The sequence below is a fragment of the Inquilinus sp. YAF38 genome (assembly GCF_052113205.1).
In the GTDB taxonomy this organism is placed as follows: Bacteria; Pseudomonadota; Alphaproteobacteria; order DSM-16000; family Inquilinaceae; genus Inquilinus.
Map to the genome: position 1 here is coordinate 1 of NZ_JBFRCU010000033.1, position 20,972 is coordinate 20,972.

The window sequence follows — 20,972 nt, forward strand, 5'->3', positions numbered from 1 at the left end:
CTCCTGGCCTGGCCGCGGCAGCGTGTTCGAGGTCGTGCTGCCCCTGTCGGAGACACCGGTCGCGGCGCGCCCGGCCGAGACGCCCCGGCGTCGATCGCCGGCGACCGACCTGGCCGGGCGGCTGGTCCTCTGCGTCGACAACGACCACGCCATCCTGACCGCGACCCGGCTGCTGCTGGAGGGCTGGGGCTGCACCGTGCTGGCGGCGACCGATGCGGCCGGGGCGACGGAGGTGCTGCAGCCGCTCGGGCGGACGCCGGACATGGTGCTGCTCGATTATCACCTCGCCGGGATGGAGACGGGGCTCGAGGTCCTCGATTCGCTGGAGGCGGCGGTCGGCCATCCGCTGGCCGCGGCGCTGGTGACGGCGGACCGCTCCGAGGCGCTGAAGGCCGCCGCCCGCGCCCGCGGCCTGCCGCTGCTGCACAAGCCGCTGAAGCCGGCGGCGCTGCGGGCGCTGCTGGTACAGCGCCTGGCCGCGCGCCAGGTGCCCGCCGCGTGACGGGATCAGTGGCCGGCGATGGACCCGAGCTGGCGCACCGCGATCACCGCCTGAGTGCGGTTCTGCACTCCGAGCTTGCGGAAGATCTGCGACAGATGCGCCTTCACCGTGGCCTCGGTGATCGACATCTCGAAGGCGATCTGCTTGCTCAGCTTGCCTTCGGTGAGCAGCACTAGGACGCGCAACTGCTGCGGCGTCAACTCGGCCACGCGGCGGCTCAGCTCGCTGCGCTCGGGCGCGTCGGCGGACGGGCCGGTCGCCGCCTCAGGGAACCAGACGCCGCCGCCCAGCACGCTTTCGATGGCGTCGCCGATCTCGGCCAGCGGCGTCGATTTCGGCAGGTAGGCGGAGGCGCCGAACTCCATCGCCTGGCGGATCACCGCGGGCTCCTCATTGGCCGAGACCATGATCACCGGGACGGCCGGGAAGGCGGCGCGCAGCGCGGCCAGGCCGGTGAAGCCGTTCATGCCGGGCATCGACAAGTCGAGCAGCAGCAGGTCGACCGTGCGGTCGCCGAGGACGGCCAGGACCTCCGGGAAGCTGCCGGCCTGGATCACGGCAGGGGCGGGCGACATCACCTCGGCCAGGGTCTCGGCCAAGGCGCGGCGCACCAGCGGATGGTCGTCGGCGATCAGAACGACGGTCGCATCGGTCATATCGGTCCATAGAAAAGAGGCCGCGCCATTCTGGGCGCGGCCTCCGGGCCGACACAAGTTGAGGTTTCCTGGCCGAGGTTTTCGTCCGGATCAGTTGTCCCGGATATCGACGTGCCGGGTGTCGCGCACGAACAGGGTGCCGATGACCAGGGTGATGCCGGCGATGATGATCGGGTACCACAGGCCGCTGTAGATGTTGCCGGTGCCGGCGACGATGGCGAAGGCGGTCGCCGGCAGGAAGCCGCCGAACCAGCCATTGCCGATGTGGTAGGGCAGCGACATCGAGGTGTAGCGGATGCGGGTCGGGAACATCTCCACCAGCAGCGCCGCGATCGGGCCGTAGACCATGGTGACGTAGAGCACCAGCACGAACAGGATCAGCCACACCATGAAGTGGTTGATCTGCGCCGGATCGGCCGAGGGCGGGTAGCCCGCGGTCTTCAGCGCGTCGCCCAGGCCCTTGGTGAAGGCGGGGCCCGCGGTCGCCGCATCCGCGGCGGTGGCGTCATAGGCGGTGACGCGGGTGCTGCCGACGTCGATCTCGGCTTTGGACCCGGCGGGCGCGGCCTGGTTGCTGTAGGGCACGCCGGCCTTGACCAGCGCGGCCTTGGCGATGTCGCAGGAGCTGGTGAACTTGGACGTGCCGACCGGGTTGAACTGCACGCTGCATTCGGCCGGATCGGCGATCACCTTCACCGGCGACGACGCCTGCGCCGCCTCCAGCGCCGGGTTGGCGTAGTGGGTCAGCGCCTGGAACAGCGGGAAGTAGGTCAGGATCGCCAGCAGGCAGCCGGCCATGATGATCGGCTTGCGTCCGATCTTGTCGGACAGGGCACCGAACACCAGGAAGAACGGCGTGGCGACCAGCAGCGCCGCGGCCACCAGCAGGTTGGCGGTCTGGGGGTCGACCTTCAGCGTGGCGGTCAGGAACAGCAGCGAGTAGAACTGGCCGCAGTACCAGACCACGGCTTGGCCCATGGTCAGGCCGAACAGGGCCAGCGCCACCAGCTTCAGGTTGCCGCGGTTGGCGAAGGATTCGGTCAGCGGCGCCTTCGAGCCCTTGCCCTCGGCCTTCATCTGCTGGAACAGCGGCGATTCGTTGAGCTGCAGCCGGATCCAGATCGAGATCACGAGCAGGACGATCGAGAGCAGGAACGGGATGCGCCAGCCCCAGATGTCGAAGGTCGCGGCGTCCATCGACGCGCGGCAGACCAGGATGACGATCAGCGACAGGAACAGGCCCAGCGTCGCGGTGGTCTGGATCCAGGCGGTGTAGAGGCCGCGCTTGCCGTTGGGGGCGTGCTCGGCGACATAGGTCGCGGCGCCGCCGTATTCGCCGCCCAGCGCCAGGCCCTGCAGCAGCCGCAGCAGGATCAGGATCACTGGCGCGGCGATGCCGATCGAGGCGTAGCTCGGCAGGAAGCCGACCGCCGAGGTCGACACGCCCATGATCACGATGGTGACCAGGAAGGTGTATTTGCGCCCGACCAGGTCGCCGAGGCGGCCGAACACCAGCGCGCCGAACGGGCGGACGAAGAAGCCGGCGGCAAAGGCTAGCAGGGTGAAGATGAAGGCCGCGGTCGGGTTGACGGCGGAGAAGAAGTTCTTGGCGATCGACGTGGCGAGCGCGCCGTAGATGTAGAAGTCATACCACTCGAACACCGTCCCGAGCGACGATGCAAAGATGACCTTGCGCTCCTCGGCTCTGCTGAGGGTTCGCAACGGTGCTCGAATTTCGGCGCCTGACGCAGCGGTCATCGACGCATCCTCCCCCTGATCATTGTGGTCGGCGCGCCGATTCTGTGAGGACAAACGGCCCTGTAGTGCGACGCGCTCGAGCGAAACTTTAGCAGCCGCGCCGGTGCGGGACGTATTCGACGTTCGTCTATGCCCTCTCCAGCACCCGCTTCAGCGTCGCCAGGTCGCGCCCGACCCAGTCGGCATCGGCGGCGAAGCGGGCATCGTCCATCTCCGGCTGGCGGAACAGATGGAACGTCACCTCGCTGCCGCCGCCATTCGCCAGCACCCGCATCGGCAGGGCGATCTCAGCACCGCCCGGCGGGATCACCCAATGGTCGGCGATGCGGAACGGGTTGGGCGGGGTGAAGCGGACCCGCACGGTCCCCTCCGGCGTCTCGGCGACCCAGCCGTCGCCGTCGCGCTCGAGCGAATCGGCGAGGCCGCTGGCCCATTGCATGAAGTTCTCCGGGACCGAGAGGAAGGCATAGACCGCGTCGGGGTCGCGGTCGATCCAGATGCTGAGGGTGCGGGAGGGCAGGGCTCGGCTCATGACGGGCCTCCATGGTCGATGTCCCTGCAGTCTGCGCCCTGCCGCGCCGCGCGGCTTGAACGAAACGGCCAGTTCCCGAATTGTTCCTTTTGCTGGACTCGCCGCTACGTTCGCACTATGTTCTCTCCGTCGGGCCGCGAGGCGTCGCGGCCCCGGACGAGGGAGATCCGGAAATGGCGGTCACGCGGGAAGTCCGGGAACGGGATGGTCTGAAGCTCTACCGCAACACCCTGTCGCGGCGGCTGTTGGCGGCGGAGGGCCCGGCGGCGCTGCTGCAGGCGGCGCTGCGCGAGTTCCCCGACCTGCTCGGCTTCGACCTGTGGCGGCACCCCTCCGGCGCCCTGATGCTGTGCCGCACCGACAACCGCCCGGCGACCTTGGCCAAGGACAAGGCCTGGGCCATGGCGCGCCCGGACCTGCTGTTCGCCCCGGCGCCGGTGGACCTTTCGGTGGCGGCGCTGCCGCGCGGGATGGGCGAGGGCGCCCGGCCGGCTTTTGCCTGACGGCGGCGGGTCAACCGCCCAGGACTTTGCGCCGGCGCTCCAGGCTGGCCTTCGGCCAGAGCGTTTCCATCTCGTAGTAGACCTCGAAGGCGGGGACGCCTTCCGGCAGCACCACCCAGGGCAGCTTCGATCGAATGAAGACGTGCACGTCGGGCGGCAGCGCCGCCGGGTCGTCCAGCGTGCCGACGCGGACGAAACGGATCGCGGTGCGGCCGCCATAGGTGCTCCACAGCGCCGTGCGGCAGGCGGGGCAGCGGTGGATGACGTGCGGCTCGCCGCTGTCGGTCGGTACGGCGACGGGCTCGGGCTCTCCCGACAGCAGCTCGACCCGGTCGGCCTCGATCAGGGCGTTGAGCACGAACGCGCTGCCGGTCTGCCGCTGACAATCGCGGCAATGGCAGCAATTCACGACCATCGGCGGCGACAGCAGGCGGTACCGTATGGATCCGCAGGCGCAGCGGCCTTCGAGGGAGTCGGTCATTCCATCCTTTCGCCCTGGGAGTGGGCCTTGGCCACGAAGACCAAAACGCTTTTTAGCGAAAGCCTTGCCAGAACCGGACTTGAAATACCTTTGCAGCGTGCGAGCGGCTGTTTCGGTTCTGACCGCGATATAGGAGAGCAGCGTGACCGGACGAAAAGCGCGCGTCGAAGTGACATCCCCGTTCTGGTGGGAGAAAACGCGTCGCTTCAGATCGTTCGTCGAGCCCACATAGACGTCATGGTTGCTGAGCTCAAGAAAGTAGACGTACCACATCTACCTTCGTCCCCCTTCGCCAAGGCTTCGGGGGACACTCCTACGCCTAAGTCGCCTTCGTGTGCCAGTCCACCCGAGAGTGGCCTGCCACCCGAAGCCGAAGGCGTAGGGTGGCGGAGGGAAAGGGATTCGAACCCTTGATACGGCTCAACACCGTATACCCGCTTTCCAGGCGAGCGCCTTCAACCACTCGGCCACCCCTCCGCTGGAGGCGGGACAATAGCCATGAGGCCCCGCTTCGGCAAGCGGGCAAATGCGCGATTTTTCACGCCGCTTCCGGCATGGTCGGCCGCCGCACTGCAAGCTAGAGTCTGCGCCACAAAACAGGGAAGTTGGGAGAAGAAGATGGCCGAGGTGTTCCGGTTCGATCGCGCCTTGGCGCGCCAGCCTGCCGGGTCCGCGGTGGACGGGCTGCGCGCCGTCGACCGGGGCGCGCCCGACATGGCCCGGTTCCGGGCCGAGCACGCCGCCTATGTCGCGGCGCTGGAGCAGGCGGGCGTGGCGGTCGAGGTGCTGCCGCTGCTCGAGGGCTTCCCCGATTCCGTCTTCGTCGAGGACCCGGCGCTGACCTTCCCCGAAGGGGCCATCCTGCTGCGCCCCGGCGCGCCGTCGCGGCTGGGCGAGGCGGCGGAGATCGCCGCGGCCCTGACGGCGCGGTTCGAACGGGTGCTGGCGCTGGAGGCCGGTTTCGCCGAGGGCGGCGACGTGCTGGTGACGCCGCGCGCCGTGATCATCGGCCTGTCCGCCCGCACCGACGCCCGCGGCGCCGGCGCGCTCGCGGCGCTGCTGGCCGAGCTCGGCCGCAAGGCGGAGGTGGTGACTCCGCCGGCCGGCGTGCTGCACTTCAAGACCGCCTGCTCGCTGCTAGACAGCGAGACGGTGCTGGCGACCGAGGCGCTGGCCGGCTTCTTCCCCGGAATGCGCGTGGTGCGGGTGCCGGAGGGGGAGGACGCGGCCGCCAACGCGCTCCGGGTCAACGATGTCGTCCTGGTCGGCGCCGCCTTCCCGCGCACCGCCGAGGCGCTCGACCGGCTCGGCTACCGCGTGGTGCCGCTGCAGGTCGCGGAGACCGGCAAGCTCGACGCCGGCCTGTCCTGCATGTCGCTGCGCTGGCGCAGCCCTGCCTGACGATTCCGGGCAATGGCGCGCCTGTGGCCGCTGATGTAGGGTGCGCGCCCTGTTCGCCCGGTACCATCGGATCCCGTGACCGCTCAACTCCTGCCATATGACGACGCGGCCGACGCATCCCCGGTCGATCTGCGCGGACGCACCATCCTTCAGGTGCTGCCGGCGCTCGGCACCGGCGGGGCGGAGCGGGGCTGCGTCGACGTCGCTGCGGCGATCGAGGCGGCGGGCGGCAAGGCGCTGGTGGCCTCGGCCGGCGGCGCCATGCTGCGCGACCTGGCGCGGGCCGGGGCCGAGCATGTCGCCCTGCCGCTGGCCGGCAAGAATCCGGTCACGATCTGGCGCAACATCCGCCGGCTCGAGGCGGTGATCCGCGAGCGCGGCGTCGATCTGGTGCATGCCCGCAGCCGCGCCCCGGCCTGGAGCGCCCACGCCGCCTGCCGGCGCCTGGGCATCCCGTTCGTCACCACCGTGCACGCGCCCTACAACCAGCACAGCGCGGCCAAGCGGCTGTACAATGCGATCATGGGGCGCGGCGACCGGGTGATCGCCATCTCTGACTACGTCGCCCGCTATATCGTCGACAGCTACGGCACCGATCCGGCGCGGATCCGCACCATCCCGCGCGGCGTCGACCTGCGGCAATTCGCGATCGAAGCGGTCTCGGCCGAGCGGATGATCAGGCTGGCCCGCGCCTGGCGGGTGCCGGACGACCGGCCGGTGGTGCTGATGCCAGGGCGCCTGACCCGGTGGAAGGGCCAGACCGTGGTGATCGACGCGCTGGCCCGGCTCGGCCGGCAGGACCTGTGCTGCCTGATCGTCGGCAGCGACCAGGGCCGCAGCGGCTACCGTCAGGAACTGCTCGACCGGATCGCGGCAAAGGGGCTGAACAGCGTGGTGCAGCTGGTCGACCACTGCGACGACATGCCGGCCGCCTACATGCTGTCCGACGTGGTGGTGCACGCCTCGACCGACCCCGAGGGCTTCGGCCGCGTGGTGGTGGAGGCGATGGCGCTGGGCCGGCCGGTGATCGCCACCAATATTGGCGCCCCGCCCGAGCTGGTGGCCGAGGGCGAGACCGGCTGGCTGGTGCCGCCGGGCGATCCCGACGCCCTGGCCGCCGTCATCGACCATGCGCTGTCGCTGACGCCGGAGGAGCGGGGGTGGATGGCGGAGCGCGCGATCGCCACGGTCGCAGCGCATTACACCAAGGAGGCGATGACCGGCTCGACCCTGGCGGTCTACCGCGAGCTGCTGGGCGCGCCTGCGGCGGCCGAGGGCTGAGGGGTCGCGATGCTGCCGCTGCTCGCCAAGACCTATGCCCTGGCCGGGGCCCTGGCCGCGCCCGGCCGCACCCGCCGGATCATGGCGCTGAAGGACCGCCATCGCGGCCAACGCTGCTTCCTGCTCGGCAATGCGCCGTCGCTGCTCGACTTCGACCTGTCGAAGCTGGCCGGCGAACAGTTCTTCGTGGTCAAGAAGGGCTACAAGGCGCTGGAGCACGGGCTGCCGGCACCGATTCCCTATTACGTGCTCAGCGACCTGCGCGGCTGGGACCGGATCAAGGCCGATGTCTCGACCCTGCCGGTCGGCACCTATCTGGTGCGCGACACCATCGCCGCCCGGCCCGAGTTCCGGCCGCCGGCCGAGCGGGTGGTGACCTTCCCCGGTTATCGCGGCGGCCTGCGCAAGCAGGGCTTCCGGCACCGCCCCTGGCAGGGCCTGGGCAATGATTCGACGGTGATCCTGTTCGCCGCCCAGATCGCCCATTACATGGGCTTCGCCGAGGCCTACATCCTCGGCGTCGACCTCGATTACGCGCAGGACACCACCTATTTCTATGCCGCCGGGCAGAGCGAGACGAATCAGTACGTCCGCCCCGAGGACGAGATCTATGGGCGCGAGTTCGGCATCCTGCGCCGGGCGTTCGAGGCAGATGGCCGGGTCCTGCGCAATGTCGGCCGGGGCGGCGCGGTGATGGGGCTGGACCGGGCCGATTACGACACGGTGCTGGCGAAGCCGGGGCCGCTGCCATGACGAATTTCGGTGGGCGCGTGATGCTCCCCTAGGATGGCTTTCCGGCAGGGGCCGCGGCGGCGGCGTCTCGCGATCTCGGCTATCAGAATATGTATGGCTGTTCAAATCGCGAAAATCGGGATCGCGGATACTTCCGGAACCCACTATGCTCGCCGCCAACCGGGGATGTTCTCAAAGAATCGCAGGGCATGATTGTTCAGCCAGTCAGGCGAAGGCGGAGATTCGCCGTGGTCACGACCTGCAACACCGCAGGATACGAAGCCTATGGGCGGCGCATGGTCGAGAGCTTCGATCGGCACTGGCCGGCCGAGGTGCCGTTGCTGCTGTATTGCGAAGGCTTCATGCCCCGGCTGCCCGCCGGCCGGATCGAGGTGCGCGATCTGATCGCCAGCTCGCCGGAGCTGGCGGAGTTCAAGCACCGCCACGCCGACAACCCGCTGGCCCATGGGCTGACCCGGCGCCCGCGCTTCCGGCTGAGCTACGATCTGGCGAAGCTGCGCTTCAAGCTCGGCGAGAAGCGCTGGGGCGAAGGCTACCGCTGGAATGCGGTGCGGTTCGCGCATAAGAGCTTCGCCATCTTCCACGCCGCCGCGGCCGCGGAGATCGACGTGCTGATCTGGATCGATGCCGACACCCGGTTCTTCTCCGATGTCGGCCGGGACGAGATCGAGGGATTCATCCCGACCGATTGCTTCGTCGGCTATCTGCGCCGGCGGATACATTCCGAATGCGGCTTCGTCGCCTACAATCTGAGCCATCCGGCGACGCGCGAGATGCTGGCGGAGTTCGAGCGGCTCTACACCCGGGACGAGATGTTCCACGAATACGAGTTCCACGACTCCTATCTGTTCGACATCGTCCGGAAACAGACCGAGCGCCGAGGCCACAAATCCTACGACATCGCCGGCGGGCTGGGGCTGAAGGTGCCGCATGTGCTGATCAATTCCCCCCTCGGCCGGTTCATGGATCATCTCAAAGGCGGACGGAAGGAGGAGGGCCGGAGCCGGGGCGCCGATCTGGTCCTGGAGCGGCAGGAGGCGTATTGGCGGGAATCCGGGTGATGAGGGCCGTGCGAAATTCACGGTCGTGCCATGATCCTGCCCATAGTTCCGTCCCACAATGCGCCCATGGTGGGCGGAGGGCCGGGTTGCCGCAAAGCGGATGTGATACCGGGCACAGTGTGGTATTTCTCGTTCCGCCAGCCTGTCGGTGAGTGGTGCAGCGGGAGGTGACAGACGATCGCCGCCGCCTCAAAGGGCATAGGATTTCGGACAAGGCGTCATGAGCGGTCATTCACTCAAGAGATTGTCCCGATGGTTTCTAAAGCGATTGTCCTTTTCCGTTCTTCTGGAAAATTTGACCGACTCACGGGCAAGGGACGCCGTCAAGAACTATCGTTTGAAGATTCGCGGCAATACGCCGGACATGGGGACACCAGGGGTTCTGTTTTGCGGCTGTGATGACGGCTACTACAAGAAATTCGCGCCGAGCTTCCTCTTGTCCGCCGAACAGCTGGCGGAGCCGCTCCATATCCATCTCCATCTGTACGGGCCCTGCCAGGAGACCCTCGACCATATCGACCGGATGCGCCGGTCCTTGTGCCATGTGAAGCTGTCCTTCACTTGGGAGGATGATTCCTACCGGCGGCTGTCTCTGCCCAAGCCGGTCTATTTCTCGGCGGCGCGGTTCCTGGTCCTGCATCACCTGCTGCTGGCCTGCAAGGCGCCGATCCTGTGCGTCGATATCGACGGTATCGTCCGCCGGCCGCTGGGCCAGGTCTTCCGGATGATCGAGCGGGCCGATGTGACGCTGCATTTCCGGCTCGGCGAGCGCAGGGTCTGGCGCCGGGTGATGGCCGGTGCCGTCGGCGTCAGCCATTCCAAGGAATCGCTCGGCTTCTGCGAGAAGCTGGCATCCGTCGTCTGGCGGGCGCTGCACATGCGGCCGACCGACCATGTCGACCAGCCGGCCATCTACTATCTGTATGTCATCCGCCGGCGGCTCAAGCCGCGGATCCGATGGCAGCACATGCCAGCCGGCCTGGTCGATGTCGCGTTCGACGAGGACAGCTTCATCTGGTCGGCGAAGGGGGCGTTGAAGGAGGGGGCCGTCTTCTCCCGTGCTGCCTCGGCGCTGGAGGCAAACTACGCGCTGGATCTCGAACAGCCGCATGCCATCTATGCCGAGGCGCGCGGCGACGGCACGCATGGCTAGGATCTTCGTGTTCTGGGGCGTGACCATCGGCAAGCCCGGTGCGGCGCTGGCCGAAGGCGCGGCCCGTCTCGGCACGGTCCATATGAGCACGCCGGCCCGGTTCGAGCCGGACGACATCGCGATTCTCTGGGCCCCGTTTCGCGGCACCTTCCGCAGCGACATCTACCGCCAGATCCGGGCGGCCGGTGGGCGGGCGATCATCGGCGAGAATGGCTGGCTGTCGCCGGTCCAGGGGCGAAAATACTTCCAGCTCGCGCTGCATGGCTGGAACGGCACCGGCGATTTCCCCGCCGGCGACGGCAGCCGCTGGGACTCGTGGAGTATACCGCTGCACGACTGGCGCCGCGGCGGCGAGACCATCCTGGTGGTCGAGCAGCGGCCGAAGGGAATCAACCTCGATCCCCGCGCCATGCCGCCGGGCTGGGCGCAGAGCGTCGCGCCCCGGACCGCGCGCCGGGTGGTTCGGCGGACGCGGTTCACCGAGGCGCCGCTGGACCGGCAGCTCGACGAAGCCTTCGCGACGCTGACCTGGACCAGCACGGTGGCGATCAAGTCGCTGATCCGCGGAGTCCCTGCCTTCTATTGCGGACCGCACATCAATTGCGGCGAGCTGATGCGGCGCGGCCTCGACGTCGACAACCCGATCTATCCGGACCGCGAGCCGGTGTTCCGCCGCTATGCCTGGATGCAGTGGACCGAGGAGGAGATCCGGTCCGGCGAGCCCTTCGCGCGGCTGCTGTCGCTGCCGCATGACGGCCAGCCCGAGATCCTGATCGATCCCGACGCGGTGCCTTCGGCCTGGACCATGGCCGGACGGGTGCGGGCGGCCGTGGCCGGCCGCAAGCCGCTGGACCGGATCGCGGAACGCCTGATCGGGTAGGGACGCCGCGAATCGCCGGTGCCGGTGGATCGATCGTCGGATTTGTGCATTATCTGGCCGCCCGAGCGGATGACCTCGGGTCGTCCGAGGTCTCCTGCCGTCCATGCTGTTCAACTCCTACGCCTTCATCCTGCTCTTCCTGCCGCTGACCTATGCGCTGTGGATGGCGGCGCGCCGCTTTGCCGGAATCTCCTGGGCGATCGCCGCCCTCCTGGTCGCCTCGCTGGTGTTCTATGGGGCCTCGGCCCAAGTCGAGCTGCTGCTGCTGCTCGCGGCGATCGTGCTCAACCACCACCTCGCCGGGGTGATCTACCGCCACCGGCTGACGCCGCGCGGGCGGGCCTGGATGCGGCTGGCCGTGGCCGGCAACCTGCTGTTCCTGTTCGTCTTCAAATACACCGGCTTCGTCACCCAGACGGCGGCGGATGCCTTCGGCTGGCCGGCGATCGCGATCCACATCGCCCTGCCGATCGGCATCTCCTTCTACACCTTCCAGCAGATCGCCTATCTCGTCGACGTCGCCCGCGGCGAGGGCGAGCCCTGGCCGTTGCCGCGCTACGCGCTGTTCGTCGTCTTCTTCCCGCATCTGATCGCCGGCCCGATCGTCCACCACCGCGAGCTGATCCCGCAATTCGCCAGCGGCGCCAGGACGGCGCGGATCGGCGATCTGGCGGTCGGCCTGTCGATCTTCACCATCGGCCTGGCCAAGAAGGTGCTGGTCGCCGACAGCTTCGCCCTGATCGCCTCGCCGGTGTTCAACGCCGCGGCGCAGGGCACGCAGCCGGGCCTGCTTGACGCCTGGGCGGCGGCCGTCGCCTATGCGCTGCAGATCTATTTCGACTTCTCGGCCTATTCCGACATGGCGATCGGCCTCGGCCGCATGTTCGGCATCCAGATGCCGATCAACTTCGCCTCGCCCTACCGGTCGCTGTCGATCGTCGACTTCTGGCGGCGCTGGCACATCACCCTGTCCCGCTTCCTGCGCGACTATCTGTACATCCCGCTCGGCGGCAACCGGCATGGGCCGGGGCGGCGCTATCTGAACGTCTTCGTCACCATGCTGCTGGGCGGCATCTGGCACGGCGCCGGCTTCACCTTCATCCTGTGGGGGGCGCTGCACGGCCTGCTGATCGTCGCCTGCCAGGCGTGGCGGGCCAGCCGGTTCCATGTGCCGACGCCGGCCATCCTGGCCTGGCTGCTGACCACCGCGACGGTGATCCTGGCCTGGGTGCCGTTCCGGGCCGCCGACATCGCCACCGCCGGCCGGATCTATGCCGGGCTGTTCGGCGTTGCCGGGGGCTTGCACGAACCGGCGCTGGACTATGCCCCGTCGGCGACGCTGGAGACGATCCTCGGCGCGCTGCTTCCCGGCACGGCATGGAACGTCTGGCTGTCGCTGGCGGCGGGGGCCGCCGGCCTGGCGGCGTGCCTGTGCCTGCCCAATATCCAGACGCTGTTCCGGCGCTACGGCGTCGGCCTGCCCACCCGCGGCTATGCCGATGGAATCGAGCCGCCGGCGCTCGGGCGGCTGGTCCCGGCCTGGCGGCCGCATCCGGTCGCCGCGGCCACGATCGGTCTCCTGCTCGCCGCCTGCATTCTCAAGCTGAACGATGTCTCCGAATTCATCTATTTCCGCTTCTGACGCGCGCCGCTACCTGCTGACCGGCGCGGCGGCCGCCGTGGCGCTGGTGGCCGCGATCTGCGCGCTGTCGCTGTGGGGCATGCAGAACGGCCTGTCGGAATGGCGGGAATCCGAGTTGCTGCGGTACCAGATCGAGAAGATCGAGGATAACCGGCAGGTCGACATCCTGCTGGTCGGCGACAGCTCGCTCGGCAACGGCATCGATGCCCGGGACTGGAGCCGCCGGCTCGGCCTTTCGGTCATGTCGCTGCCGCTGGTCGGCACCTATGGCTTCGAGGGCACGCTGAATATGCTGAAGCGCGCGGTGCGCCAGACCCGGCCGCGCGTCGTGGTGGTGATGCAGACGCTCGACATGATGCGGCGCAGGCCATCCTGGCCCGGCGCGCTCTACACCGCCGAGACGCTGGGCGACCTCGCCGGCGTTCCGCCGCAGGAGATGCTGTCCTCGCTGGCCACCTGGGACATCCCGGCCGGGATGCTGCAGGCGGCGGCGACCGGCGAGCCCATCGACCCCGCCATCGCCCGGCTCGACTACGTGCCGCAGAACCCGGCCCGGTTCGGCGGACCGCTGTATCCGCGGACCTACGAACCCCGCGCGGTGCGCAAAGACGCGGCCGCATCGCTGCGCCGCATCGGCGATTTCTGCCGTGACCAGGCCCTGACCTGCCTCTATGCCAGTGGTCCCTATCTGGATCCGCAATGCAGGGAGTCCCAAGGCTATGCCGCAGCCATCGCCGATGTCGCCCGCCAGGCCGGGCTGATTCCGGTGGCCGGAACCCCGGTCTGCATGCCGCGGTCCGATGTCGGCGATTCCGAGGACCATGTGATCCCCTCCCGCCGGCCGCAATACAGCGAGATCCACCGGGCGCTGATCATGACGGCGATCGAGCAGGCCGGCGTCGGGCTCCGGCGCCGCCCCGTCTCCGGCCCCGGCACCTGAGCGCGAGGCTTGCCCCGCTCGGCGAGTTGTCGGATACAAATTCGTAAGATGCCAGCAACGCTTCGTTTCTTCGTCTATCTGCCCCAGGGCGACCGCAAGCCCTGGCGCGAATGCATCGCCGCCTGCGAGCGCTTCGGGCCGACCGCGACGGAGCTGCCGGAGCGGTTCGGGCCCGAGGACGTGCTGATCACCTGGTCGCCGTTCCGGCTGTCCAAGCGCTGGGCGGCGGTCCGCGACGTGCGCGCGGCGGGCGGGCGGGCCGTRATCCTGGAGAATGGCTGGCTGTCGCCGCCGGGCGGCGTCCGCCACTTCCAGTTTGCGCTCGACGGCTGGAACGGCACCGGCCGGTTTGCGGATGGCGGGCCGTCGCGCTGGGCCGCCTGGGGCGTGACGCTGCAGGACTGGCAGCGACGGGGCGGGCATGTCCTGGTGCTGGGCCAGAAGGCCCAGTCGATCGGCGACGCCCGGCGCATGCCGCCGGGCTGGGCCCAGAGCCTGCGCCTGGACACCCGTCGGCCGGTGCTGCGCCGCATGCCGGGCGCGGCGCGCCCGCTGGCGGAGGACCTGCGCGGGGCCTGGTGCACGGTGACCTGGACAAGCACGGCCGCGATCCAGGGGCTGGTGGCCGGCATCCCGGCCTTCCATTGCGGCCCGAACACGCTGTGCCCGGAGCTGTCCCGGCCCGGCCTGGACGTCGAGGCGCCGATCTACCCCGATCGGCTGCGGGTGTTCGAGCGCCTCGCCTGGTGCCAGTGGAGCCCGGCCGAGATCGCGACCGGTGAGCCGCTCGGGCGGCTGCTCGACCTGCCGCATGACGGCGCCCCGGTGCGGCTCGATGAGCCGGCCGCGATCCGCCCGCACTACACGCTGCTGGGCCGCGTGCGCGACCTGGCCCTGCGCCTGCCCGGGGACCATCCGGTCCGCCGCCGGCTCGGCATGTCCTGACGCCGGAGCCATCGACGCATGCGCATCTTCATCGTCCTCGGCGACCCGCCATCCCCCGGCCAGACCAACGTCAAGCCCTATGACGAGGTGGCGGCCGGGGCGCGCCGGCTCGGCCCGGTCACGATCGGCATGCCCGACCGCGATGCCGGCCCGGACGACGTCCTGATCTGCTGGTCGCCCTTCCTGGGCACGGAGCGGCTGGCGGCGCTGCGCACCATCAAGGCGGTCGGCGGCCGGGCGATCGTGATGGAGAATGGCTGGCTGTCGCCGATAGGCCCGCGGCGCTTCTTCCAGGTGGCGCTGGACGGCTGGAACGGGGAGGGGCGGTTCCCGTCGGGCGGGCCGGAGCGGTGGCGTGGCTGGGACGTGCCGATGCGGGACTGGAGCCGCGGCGGCGAGCACATCCTGGTCATCGGCCAGAAGCTGAAGGGGGCCGACCAGGATTTCCGGCGCATGCCGGAAGGCTGGGATTACAGCCTGATCCTGCAGACCCAGCGCCCGGTGCTACGCCGGACCCGCAAGACGACGGCCCCGCTGGACGAGCAGCTGCGCGGCGCCTGGTGCACGGTGACCTGGACCAGCACGGCCGCGATCAAGGGCCTGATCGCCGGCGTGCCGGCCTTCTTTTGCGGGCCGACCCTGATCTGCCACGAGCTGTGCCGGCGTGGTACCGATGTCGACCGCCCGGCCTATCCGGAGCGCGAGCCGGTGTTCGAGCGCCTGGCCTGGTGCCAGTGGACGCCGGAGGAGATCGCAACCGGCGAGCCTTTCGCCCGGCTCCTGGACCTGCCGCATGACCGGGTGCCGCAGGCGGTCGCGGAACCCTTCACTCTGCCGGCCGCGGTCACGCCGCGCGGGGTGCTGCGCGAGCAGTTGGACCACGCGCGCCGGCGCTGGCGCCGCCGACTGGCGCGTTGGACAAGCTGACTACGAAACCCGGCGCTGCCGGTCGGCGGCGATCCGCTCGCGGATGATGCCGGCGATGCGGCCGGCCTCGTCCAGCGGGGCATAGACGTAGGGCTCGATCGTGCCGGTGAAGGGCCGGGTGAGCCCCAGCGTCTCCTGCATGTCGCGGTGAAAGCGGTGGAACTTCCCGAGATAGGGGCCGGGCGTCTCGTCCAGCGGGATCGAGAACACCGGCGTCCCGGTCGAGGCCGCCTCGCAGGTCATGGTGATCGAATCGACCGTCACCAGCACCGCGTCGGCGATCGCCAGGTACTGGAAATAGGGGTTCTCGCCGGTGCGGTCCCAGACGAAGCCGCGGTCGGCGGCCAGCGCCCGCTGCAGCCGCGGCAGCACGGCGGGATCGGAGCGGCGCGAGGTCGTGACCAGCAGGCTCCACCCCTCCGCCTGCAGCTCGCGCAGCTGGGCGATGATGGTGTCGATGCGCCCCGGCGAGAAGGCGTAGCCGGGGTTGGGGCCGCCGATCATCACCGCCGCCCGGCGGCCGGGCAGGGCGCCGAAGCGCTGCTCCGCCGCGGCGCGGTGGCCGGCGACCAACGCGGCGTCGACGCGATGCGGCGCGCCCACCATCGGCAGCACGTCGTCGCGGCCGTCGAACTCCGGCCGCCAGTCGTGCCGGCCGACGAAGCACAGGTCGAACCGGTCGAAGCCGACCGTCGGGATCTGCAGATGCACGGTGAAGATCGAGCCGCGGGACCGGCGCGTCGCCGCCATCACTGCGGGTTCCGCCTGGCGGCCGCAAGAGATCGCGAGATCCGGCCAGGGCGGCCGGATCCGGTTCAGATGGACGTTGCGGATATGGGTCCAGCGGCGGTCCAGGCGCCGGGCCAGCCCGGACTTGGCCGGGTCGGGGCGCCGCACCAGCCGGGTCTCGGTGGCGACGCCGAGCTTCTCGGCCACGCCGCGGCACTGGGCGATGGTGCCGGCCTTGCTTTCGCTGACGATCCAGCAGCGCAGCGCGGAGATGTCGGCTGGGTCGGTCAACCCCAGTGCTCGGCCACCCAGGGGGTGGGACGCACATGCTTCGACCAGCGCCCCGGCCAATGACCGCTGATCGCGTATTCCGGCTTCGGGTCGCCGTGGAACACCACGATCCGGGCCCCGTCCGGGCGGCGCGGGGTCATGAACCAGTTGAACAGGCCGAACGGGCCCCCTGGCATGCAGTGCTTCTTGAAGCTCACGCACCAGGCATCGGGCCACCAGGTGATCTCGCCGATGTGGTCCGAGACGTAGGTCTGCGAGTTGCGGTAGCGGGCGAAGATCTGGCGGTGGTTGGCCACCAAGTTGTCCAGCACGTCCCGATGCGCCCCGATCTCGAACCGGTACACCGAGGTGTTGCCGACGCGGCGGTCCGGATGGGTCCAGTTGTGGATGACGCAGAACCGGCCCGGATGGTCGAAGAACGGGTCCAGGCTGTCGACAACGACGATATCGAGGTCGAGGAACAGCGTCGGCCCCTCCAGGTCGCCGAGCGGCTGGCCGAACAGCGTCACCTTGCGCCAGGGCAGGTTGCGGTGCGGCTCAGGCACCTGCAGCACCGGCATCGGGAAATGTTCGACATCGGGGTCGAGGCCGGTCGGGTCGTCGGTGAAGCAGACGAAACGGTGTGGCCGCGCCAAATTGCGGCTGACCATCGACTTCAGCCGATTGACGTATTCAGGCCCGTATTTCGGGCCCCATTTCGCGCATATGACGTTGACCATTGGGGAGTGTTTTCCGTTCGCTTGACCGCCGGGTTAGCATGCGGGTCCGGTCCGGCTCAAGCGACGTGCCGCCGCGCCCGGCGGGCCGGCGATCTCTGCATGGCTCCCACTCCCGGTCGCGAGCTTGCCTTTGTCCGGCAACATTCCCAATTTTCGCGTTGAGCGAATCTCGATCTCGAATTCTTCCGATGCGCGGACTACGCAACAGATTGAAGCCTCTGCGGAAGGCATGGCCGCGCCTGATGCGGGCCTATGTCGTGCATCCGCTGCAGGCGGCCCTGGCCTACACCGTCTACGGGTTGCTGCGCTGCCTGCCGATCGACGTCGCCTCGAGCTTCGGGTCCTGGGCGGCGCGGACCATCGGCATGCGGATCGGCGCCACCCGGCATGGCGACCGCAACCTGCAGTTGGTGATGCCCGAGCTGACCGCGGCGCAGCGGCGTGAGATCCTCACCGGCATGTGGGATAATCTCGGCCGGGTGATGGGCGAGTATCCGCATCTGCGGGCGCTCGGCCGGGCGGAGTCGCGCCGGGCCGACCGGATCACCGTCGACGGGATCGAGAACTACGAGGCCGCGCGGGCCGACGGACGGCCGGTGATCATCGCGCTGGCCCATTTCGGCAATTGGGAGGCCGGCCCGATCGTCGCCACCCGCCACGGCGCCCCCTTGACCATCTTCGTGCGTCCGCTGAACAACCGCCTGGTCGACCGTCTGGTCCGCAGCGTGCGCAGCTCCCTCGGCACCGGCCTTCTGGAGAAGCGCATGGCCGGCAACGACGCGCGCCGGGCGCTCGGCATCCTGCGCAACGGCGGCGTGCTGGGGGTGATGGTCGACCAGCGCTACACCGGCGGGCTGAGGGTGCCGTTCATCGGCCAGGACGCGCTGACCTCGCCGGCGGCGGTCGAGATGGCCTACCACTTCAACTGCGCCCTGCTGCCGATGCGGGTGGAGCGAACCCGCGGCGCCCGCTATCGCGCGGTGATCGACCCGCCGCTCGACATTCCCCGCAGCGGCGACCGCAAGGCCGATGTGGAGGAGGGCGTGATCCGGCTGAACCAGGTGGTTGAAGGCTGGATTCGGGCCCGGCCCGAACAGTGGCTGTGGCTGCACAAGCGCTGGCGGCTGACCCCGAAGCGGCCGATCAAGCCGCCGCGGGTGATGCGCCAGTCCTCGCCGTCGCAAGTGGCATGAGCGCGCCGCTTGACAGGCTGCCCTCGGCCCTTACAGTGCCTCGCCCTCTCCGGACGATAGAACGTGGATAGACTCATGGCCGAGCTGTCGAGCCCTGGCGGCATCGCCATCACCCTGCCGGACGGCGCGGTCCGCCGCTTCGACCGCCCGATGTCAGGCGCCGAGATCGCCGCCGACATCTCCAAGAGCCTGGCCAAGGCGGCGATCGCCCTGACCATCGACGGCAAGCTGTCGGACCTCGCGACCGTGGTCGACCGCGACGCCAAGGTCGGCATCGTCACCCGCAGCTCGCCCGAGGCGCTGGAGCTGATCCGGCACGACGCCGCGCATGTCATGGCCGAGGCGGTGCAGCAGCTGTATCCCGGCACCCAGGTGACGATCGGCCCGGCGATCGAGAACGGCTTCTACTACGACTTCGCCCGCGACGAGCCGTTCACGCCCGACGATCTCGAGAAGATCGAGGCAAAGATGCGCCAGATCATCGGCCGCAACGCGCCCTTCACCCGCGAGGTGTGGGACCGGATTGCGGCGATCGAGTTCTTCAAGGACAGGGGCGAGAAGTACAAGGCCGAGATCATCCAGGACCTGCCGGAGAGCGAGAGTATCTCGGTCTACCGTCAGGGCGACTGGCTGGACCTGTGCCGCGGCCCGCACATGCCCACCACCGGCGGGGTGGGGCAGGGCTTCAAGCTGACCAAGGTGGCCGGCGCCTATTGGCGCGGCGACCACCGCAACGCCATGCTGCAGCGGATCTACGGCACCGCCTGGCGCGACCAGAAGGAGCTCGACGCCCATCTGCACCAGCTGGCCGAGGCGGAGCGCCGCGACCACCGCAAGCTGGGCCGCGAGATGGACCTGTTCCATCTGCAGGAGGAGGCGGCCGGCAGCGTGTTCTGGCATCCGAAGGGCTGGACCCTGTACCGGACGCTGGAGAACTACATCCGCGAGAAGCTGGCCCGGGCCGACTATGTCGAGGTGAAGACGCCGCAGCTGGTCGATTCCAGCCTGTTCAAGGCGTCCGGCCACTGGGACATGTATGGCGACAACATGTTCAAGGTGGCGATCGGCCAGAAGGAGGACGGCTCGCCGGAGCGGCTGTCCGGCATCAAGCCGATGAACTGCCCCTGCCATGTGCAGATCTTCAAGCAGGGCATCGTCAGCTATCGCGACCTGCCGATCCGGATGGCGGAGTTCGGCAGCTGCCACCGCAACGAGCCCTCGGGCGCGCTGCACGGGCTGATGCGGGTGCGGGCCTTCACCCAGGACGATGCTCACATCTTTTGCACCGAGGAGCAGTCGGTGACGGAGTCGGCGCGCTACATCGGGCTGCAGTACGAGGTCTACCGCGACCTGGGCTTCCCCGATGTGGCGGTGAAGCTGGCCCTGCGCCCCGACGTCCGGGCCGGGTCGGACCAGCAATGGGATATCGCCGAAAAGGCGCTGCGCGACGCCCTGGTCGCGGCCGGGCTGGAATTCGAGGAGCTGCCGGGCGAGGGCGCGTTCTACGGCCCGAAGATTGAGTTCCACCTGACCGACGCGATCGGCCGGACCTGGCAGTGCGGCACGCTGCAGTTCGACTCGGTGCTGCCGGAGCGGCTGGACGCGACCTATGTCGGCGAGGACGGGGCGAAGCACCGGCCGGTGATGCTGCACCGGGCGATCCTGGGGTCGCTGGAGCGCTTCATCGCCATCCTGATCGAGAACTATGCCGGCAAGCTGCCGCTGTGGCTGGCGCCGGTGCAGGCGGTGGTCACGACCATCACCAGCGAGGCCGACGGCTACGCGCAGGAGGTGCATGCGGCGCTGCTCGCCGCCGGCATCCGCGCCGAGATCGACCTGCGCAACGAGAAGATCAACTACAAGGTCCGCGAGCACAGCCTGAAGAAGGTGCCGCTCATGCTCGTGGTCGGAAAACGCGAGGCGGAGAACCGGAATGTGGCGCTGCGCCGCCTGGGGGGCGAGGCGCAGGAAGTCCTTGCCCTGGGCGAGGCGCTTCATAAACTTGTGGCAGAGGCGCGATCACCGTTGACATCCAAGACGGGGGAGGTGCAGACGGGGTCGCAGCAATTGACGGAGGCTATCCATAGCTAGACTACCAACCAATGCCCTGCCGACCCGCGACGGGCCCAGGGTGAACCGCGAGATCGACTCGGCGCAGGTGCGGCTGGTCGGTGCGGATGGCGAGATGATCGGGGTCGTGCCCCTGCGCGAGGCTCTCTGGGCCGCCGAGCAGGCCGGGCTGGACCTCGTCGAAATTTCGCCGAATGCCGAGCCGCCGGTCTGCAAGATTCTCGATTACGGCAAGTTCAAATTCGAAGCGCAGAAGAAGAAGAACGAGGCGCGGAAACGGCAAAAGGTCATCGATGTCAAGGAGATCAAACTCCGCCCGAACATCGACGACAATGACTATAACGTGAAGATGCGCAGCGCGCGGCGCTTCCTCGAGGAGGGCGACAAGGTCAAGGTGACCATGCGCTTCCGTGGGCGAGAGTTGGCGCACCAGGAAATCGGCATGAACGTGCTGGTCAAGGTGCGCGACGAGCTGCAGGACCTGTCGAAGGTCGAGCAGATGCCGAAGATGGAAGGCCGGCAGATGATCATGGTGCTCGCGGCGAAGTAGCCGCG

General features: G+C 68.9%; 21 protein-coding genes, 1 tRNA gene and 1 pseudogene. 15 read left to right on the forward strand and 8 right to left on the reverse strand.

The window, feature by feature from the left end; genetic code table 11:
* Positions 1 to 502 (forward strand): response regulator (locus tag AB4Z01_RS16545; RefSeq protein ID WP_441695520.1); only part of this gene is annotated, 502 nt, incomplete at its 5' end.
* 5 nt (positions 503 to 507) lie between these two features.
* On the opposite strand, the gene AB4Z01_RS16550 is transcribed toward AB4Z01_RS16545, so the two are convergent.
* The 3 genes from AB4Z01_RS16550 to AB4Z01_RS16560 all read right to left on the reverse strand — a co-directional run bounded on the left by AB4Z01_RS16550 (position 508) and on the right by AB4Z01_RS16560 (position 3,448).
* Complete coding sequence (locus tag AB4Z01_RS16550; RefSeq protein ID WP_441695522.1) at positions 508 to 1,158, reverse strand: response regulator transcription factor; 651 nt, start codon at positions 1,156 to 1,158, stop codon at positions 508 to 510.
* 90 nt (positions 1,159 to 1,248) lie between these two features.
* Complete coding sequence (locus tag AB4Z01_RS16555; RefSeq protein WP_441695524.1) at positions 1,249 to 2,916, reverse strand: MFS transporter; 1,668 nt, start codon at positions 2,914 to 2,916, stop codon at positions 1,249 to 1,251.
* Between the two features lie 127 nt (positions 2,917 to 3,043).
* Complete coding sequence (locus tag AB4Z01_RS16560; protein WP_441695526.1) at positions 3,044 to 3,448, reverse strand: SRPBCC family protein; 405 nt, start codon at positions 3,446 to 3,448, stop codon at positions 3,044 to 3,046.
* A gap of 173 nt (positions 3,449 to 3,621) precedes the next feature.
* Here AB4Z01_RS16560 and AB4Z01_RS16565 point away from each other — a divergent pair, with 173 nt between their 5' ends.
* Entirely contained in the window at positions 3,622 to 3,951 is a 330-nt protein-coding gene (locus tag AB4Z01_RS16565; protein ID WP_441695527.1) for a hypothetical protein, read from the forward strand.
* 10 nt (positions 3,952 to 3,961) lie between these two features.
* Here the strand turns inward: AB4Z01_RS16565 and AB4Z01_RS16570 are convergent, their stop codons facing one another.
* The 3 genes and pseudogenes from AB4Z01_RS16570 to AB4Z01_RS16580 all read right to left on the reverse strand — a co-directional run bounded on the left by AB4Z01_RS16570 (position 3,962) and on the right by AB4Z01_RS16580 (position 4,909).
* On the reverse strand, positions 3,962 to 4,432 hold the full coding sequence (locus AB4Z01_RS16570) for a GFA family protein (protein WP_441695626.1): 471 nt from the start codon (positions 4,430 to 4,432) through the stop codon (positions 3,962 to 3,964).
* A gap of 90 nt (positions 4,433 to 4,522) precedes the next feature.
* Positions 4,523 to 4,705 (reverse strand): annotated as a pseudogene (locus AB4Z01_RS16575) (GIY-YIG nuclease family protein); the annotation flags it as partial.
* A gap of 111 nt (positions 4,706 to 4,816) precedes the next feature.
* Positions 4,817 to 4,909: transfer RNA gene (locus AB4Z01_RS16580), tRNA-Ser, on the reverse strand.
* Positions 4,910 to 5,050: 141 nt separating this feature from the next.
* On the opposite strand from AB4Z01_RS16580, the gene AB4Z01_RS16585 reads away from it, so the two are divergent.
* The 10 genes from AB4Z01_RS16585 to AB4Z01_RS16630 all read left to right on the forward strand — a co-directional run bounded on the left by AB4Z01_RS16585 (position 5,051) and on the right by AB4Z01_RS16630 (position 15,415).
* Positions 5,051 to 5,833, forward strand: a complete 783-nt coding sequence (locus AB4Z01_RS16585; RefSeq protein ID WP_441695529.1) for an arginine deiminase family protein — start codon at positions 5,051 to 5,053, stop codon at positions 5,831 to 5,833.
* 75 nt (positions 5,834 to 5,908) lie between these two features.
* Entirely contained in the window at positions 5,909 to 7,114 is a 1,206-nt protein-coding gene (locus AB4Z01_RS16590; RefSeq protein ID WP_441695531.1) for a glycosyltransferase family 4 protein, read from the forward strand.
* A 9-nt stretch (positions 7,115 to 7,123) separates the two neighbouring features.
* Positions 7,124 to 7,867, forward strand: a complete 744-nt coding sequence (locus tag AB4Z01_RS16595) for a hypothetical protein (protein ID WP_441695533.1) — start codon at positions 7,124 to 7,126, stop codon at positions 7,865 to 7,867.
* Between the two features lie 227 nt (positions 7,868 to 8,094).
* On the forward strand, positions 8,095 to 8,928 hold the full coding sequence (locus AB4Z01_RS16600; RefSeq protein WP_441695535.1) for a hypothetical protein: 834 nt from the start codon (positions 8,095 to 8,097) through the stop codon (positions 8,926 to 8,928).
* A 436-nt stretch (positions 8,929 to 9,364) separates the two neighbouring features.
* Positions 9,365 to 10,081: a hypothetical protein gene (locus AB4Z01_RS16605; RefSeq protein WP_441695537.1), complete on the forward strand. Its 717-nt coding sequence runs from the start codon at positions 9,365 to 9,367 to the stop codon at positions 10,079 to 10,081.
* Positions 10,074 to 10,961, forward strand: coding sequence for a hypothetical protein (locus AB4Z01_RS16610; protein WP_441695538.1), 888 nt, complete (start codon positions 10,074 to 10,076; stop codon positions 10,959 to 10,961). The genes AB4Z01_RS16605 and AB4Z01_RS16610 overlap by 8 nt, the downstream gene beginning before the upstream one ends.
* Positions 10,962 to 11,064: 103 nt before the next feature.
* Positions 11,065 to 12,603: an MBOAT family O-acyltransferase gene (locus tag AB4Z01_RS16615; protein ID WP_441695540.1), complete on the forward strand. Its 1,539-nt coding sequence runs from the start codon at positions 11,065 to 11,067 to the stop codon at positions 12,601 to 12,603.
* Entirely contained in the window at positions 12,572 to 13,543 is a 972-nt protein-coding gene (locus tag AB4Z01_RS16620) for a hypothetical protein (RefSeq protein ID WP_441695542.1), read from the forward strand. The genes AB4Z01_RS16615 and AB4Z01_RS16620 overlap by 32 nt, the downstream gene beginning before the upstream one ends.
* 48 nt (positions 13,544 to 13,591) lie before the next feature.
* On the forward strand, positions 13,592 to 14,488 hold the full coding sequence (locus tag AB4Z01_RS16625; protein ID WP_441695543.1) for a hypothetical protein: 897 nt from the start codon (positions 13,592 to 13,594) through the stop codon (positions 14,486 to 14,488).
* Positions 14,489 to 14,506: 18 nt separating this feature from the next.
* Positions 14,507 to 15,415: a hypothetical protein gene (locus AB4Z01_RS16630; protein ID WP_441695545.1), complete on the forward strand. Its 909-nt coding sequence runs from the start codon at positions 14,507 to 14,509 to the stop codon at positions 15,413 to 15,415.
* Here AB4Z01_RS16630 and AB4Z01_RS16635 read toward each other — a convergent pair whose 3' ends face one another.
* Both AB4Z01_RS16635 and AB4Z01_RS16640 read right to left on the reverse strand, forming a co-directional pair.
* On the reverse strand, positions 15,416 to 16,435 hold the full coding sequence (locus AB4Z01_RS16635) for a mitochondrial fission ELM1 family protein (RefSeq protein WP_441695547.1): 1,020 nt from the start codon (positions 16,433 to 16,435) through the stop codon (positions 15,416 to 15,418).
* Positions 16,432 to 17,154: a hypothetical protein gene (locus AB4Z01_RS16640; protein ID WP_441695548.1), complete on the reverse strand. Its 723-nt coding sequence runs from the start codon at positions 17,152 to 17,154 to the stop codon at positions 16,432 to 16,434. The genes AB4Z01_RS16635 and AB4Z01_RS16640 overlap by 4 nt, the downstream gene beginning before the upstream one ends.
* A 242-nt stretch (positions 17,155 to 17,396) precedes the next feature.
* Between AB4Z01_RS16640 and AB4Z01_RS16645 the strand changes: the two genes are divergently transcribed.
* The 3 genes from AB4Z01_RS16645 to infC all read left to right on the forward strand — a co-directional run bounded on the left by AB4Z01_RS16645 (position 17,397) and on the right by infC (position 20,967).
* Positions 17,397 to 18,347, forward strand: a complete 951-nt coding sequence (locus AB4Z01_RS16645; protein WP_441695550.1) for a lysophospholipid acyltransferase family protein — start codon at positions 17,397 to 17,399, stop codon at positions 18,345 to 18,347.
* A 75-nt stretch (positions 18,348 to 18,422) separates the two neighbouring features.
* Positions 18,423 to 20,438 (forward strand): threonine--tRNA ligase, encoded by a 2,016-nt coding sequence (gene thrS, locus AB4Z01_RS16650; protein ID WP_441695552.1) that lies wholly within the window; start codon positions 18,423 to 18,425, stop codon positions 20,436 to 20,438.
* A gap of 40 nt (positions 20,439 to 20,478) precedes the next feature.
* The gene (infC, locus tag AB4Z01_RS16655; protein WP_342234985.1) at positions 20,479 to 20,967 is read left to right on the forward strand and encodes a translation initiation factor IF-3; all 489 of its coding nucleotides are present in this window, start codon (positions 20,479 to 20,481) and stop codon (positions 20,965 to 20,967) included.
* The last annotated feature ends 5 nt before the right edge of the window (positions 20,968 to 20,972 follow it).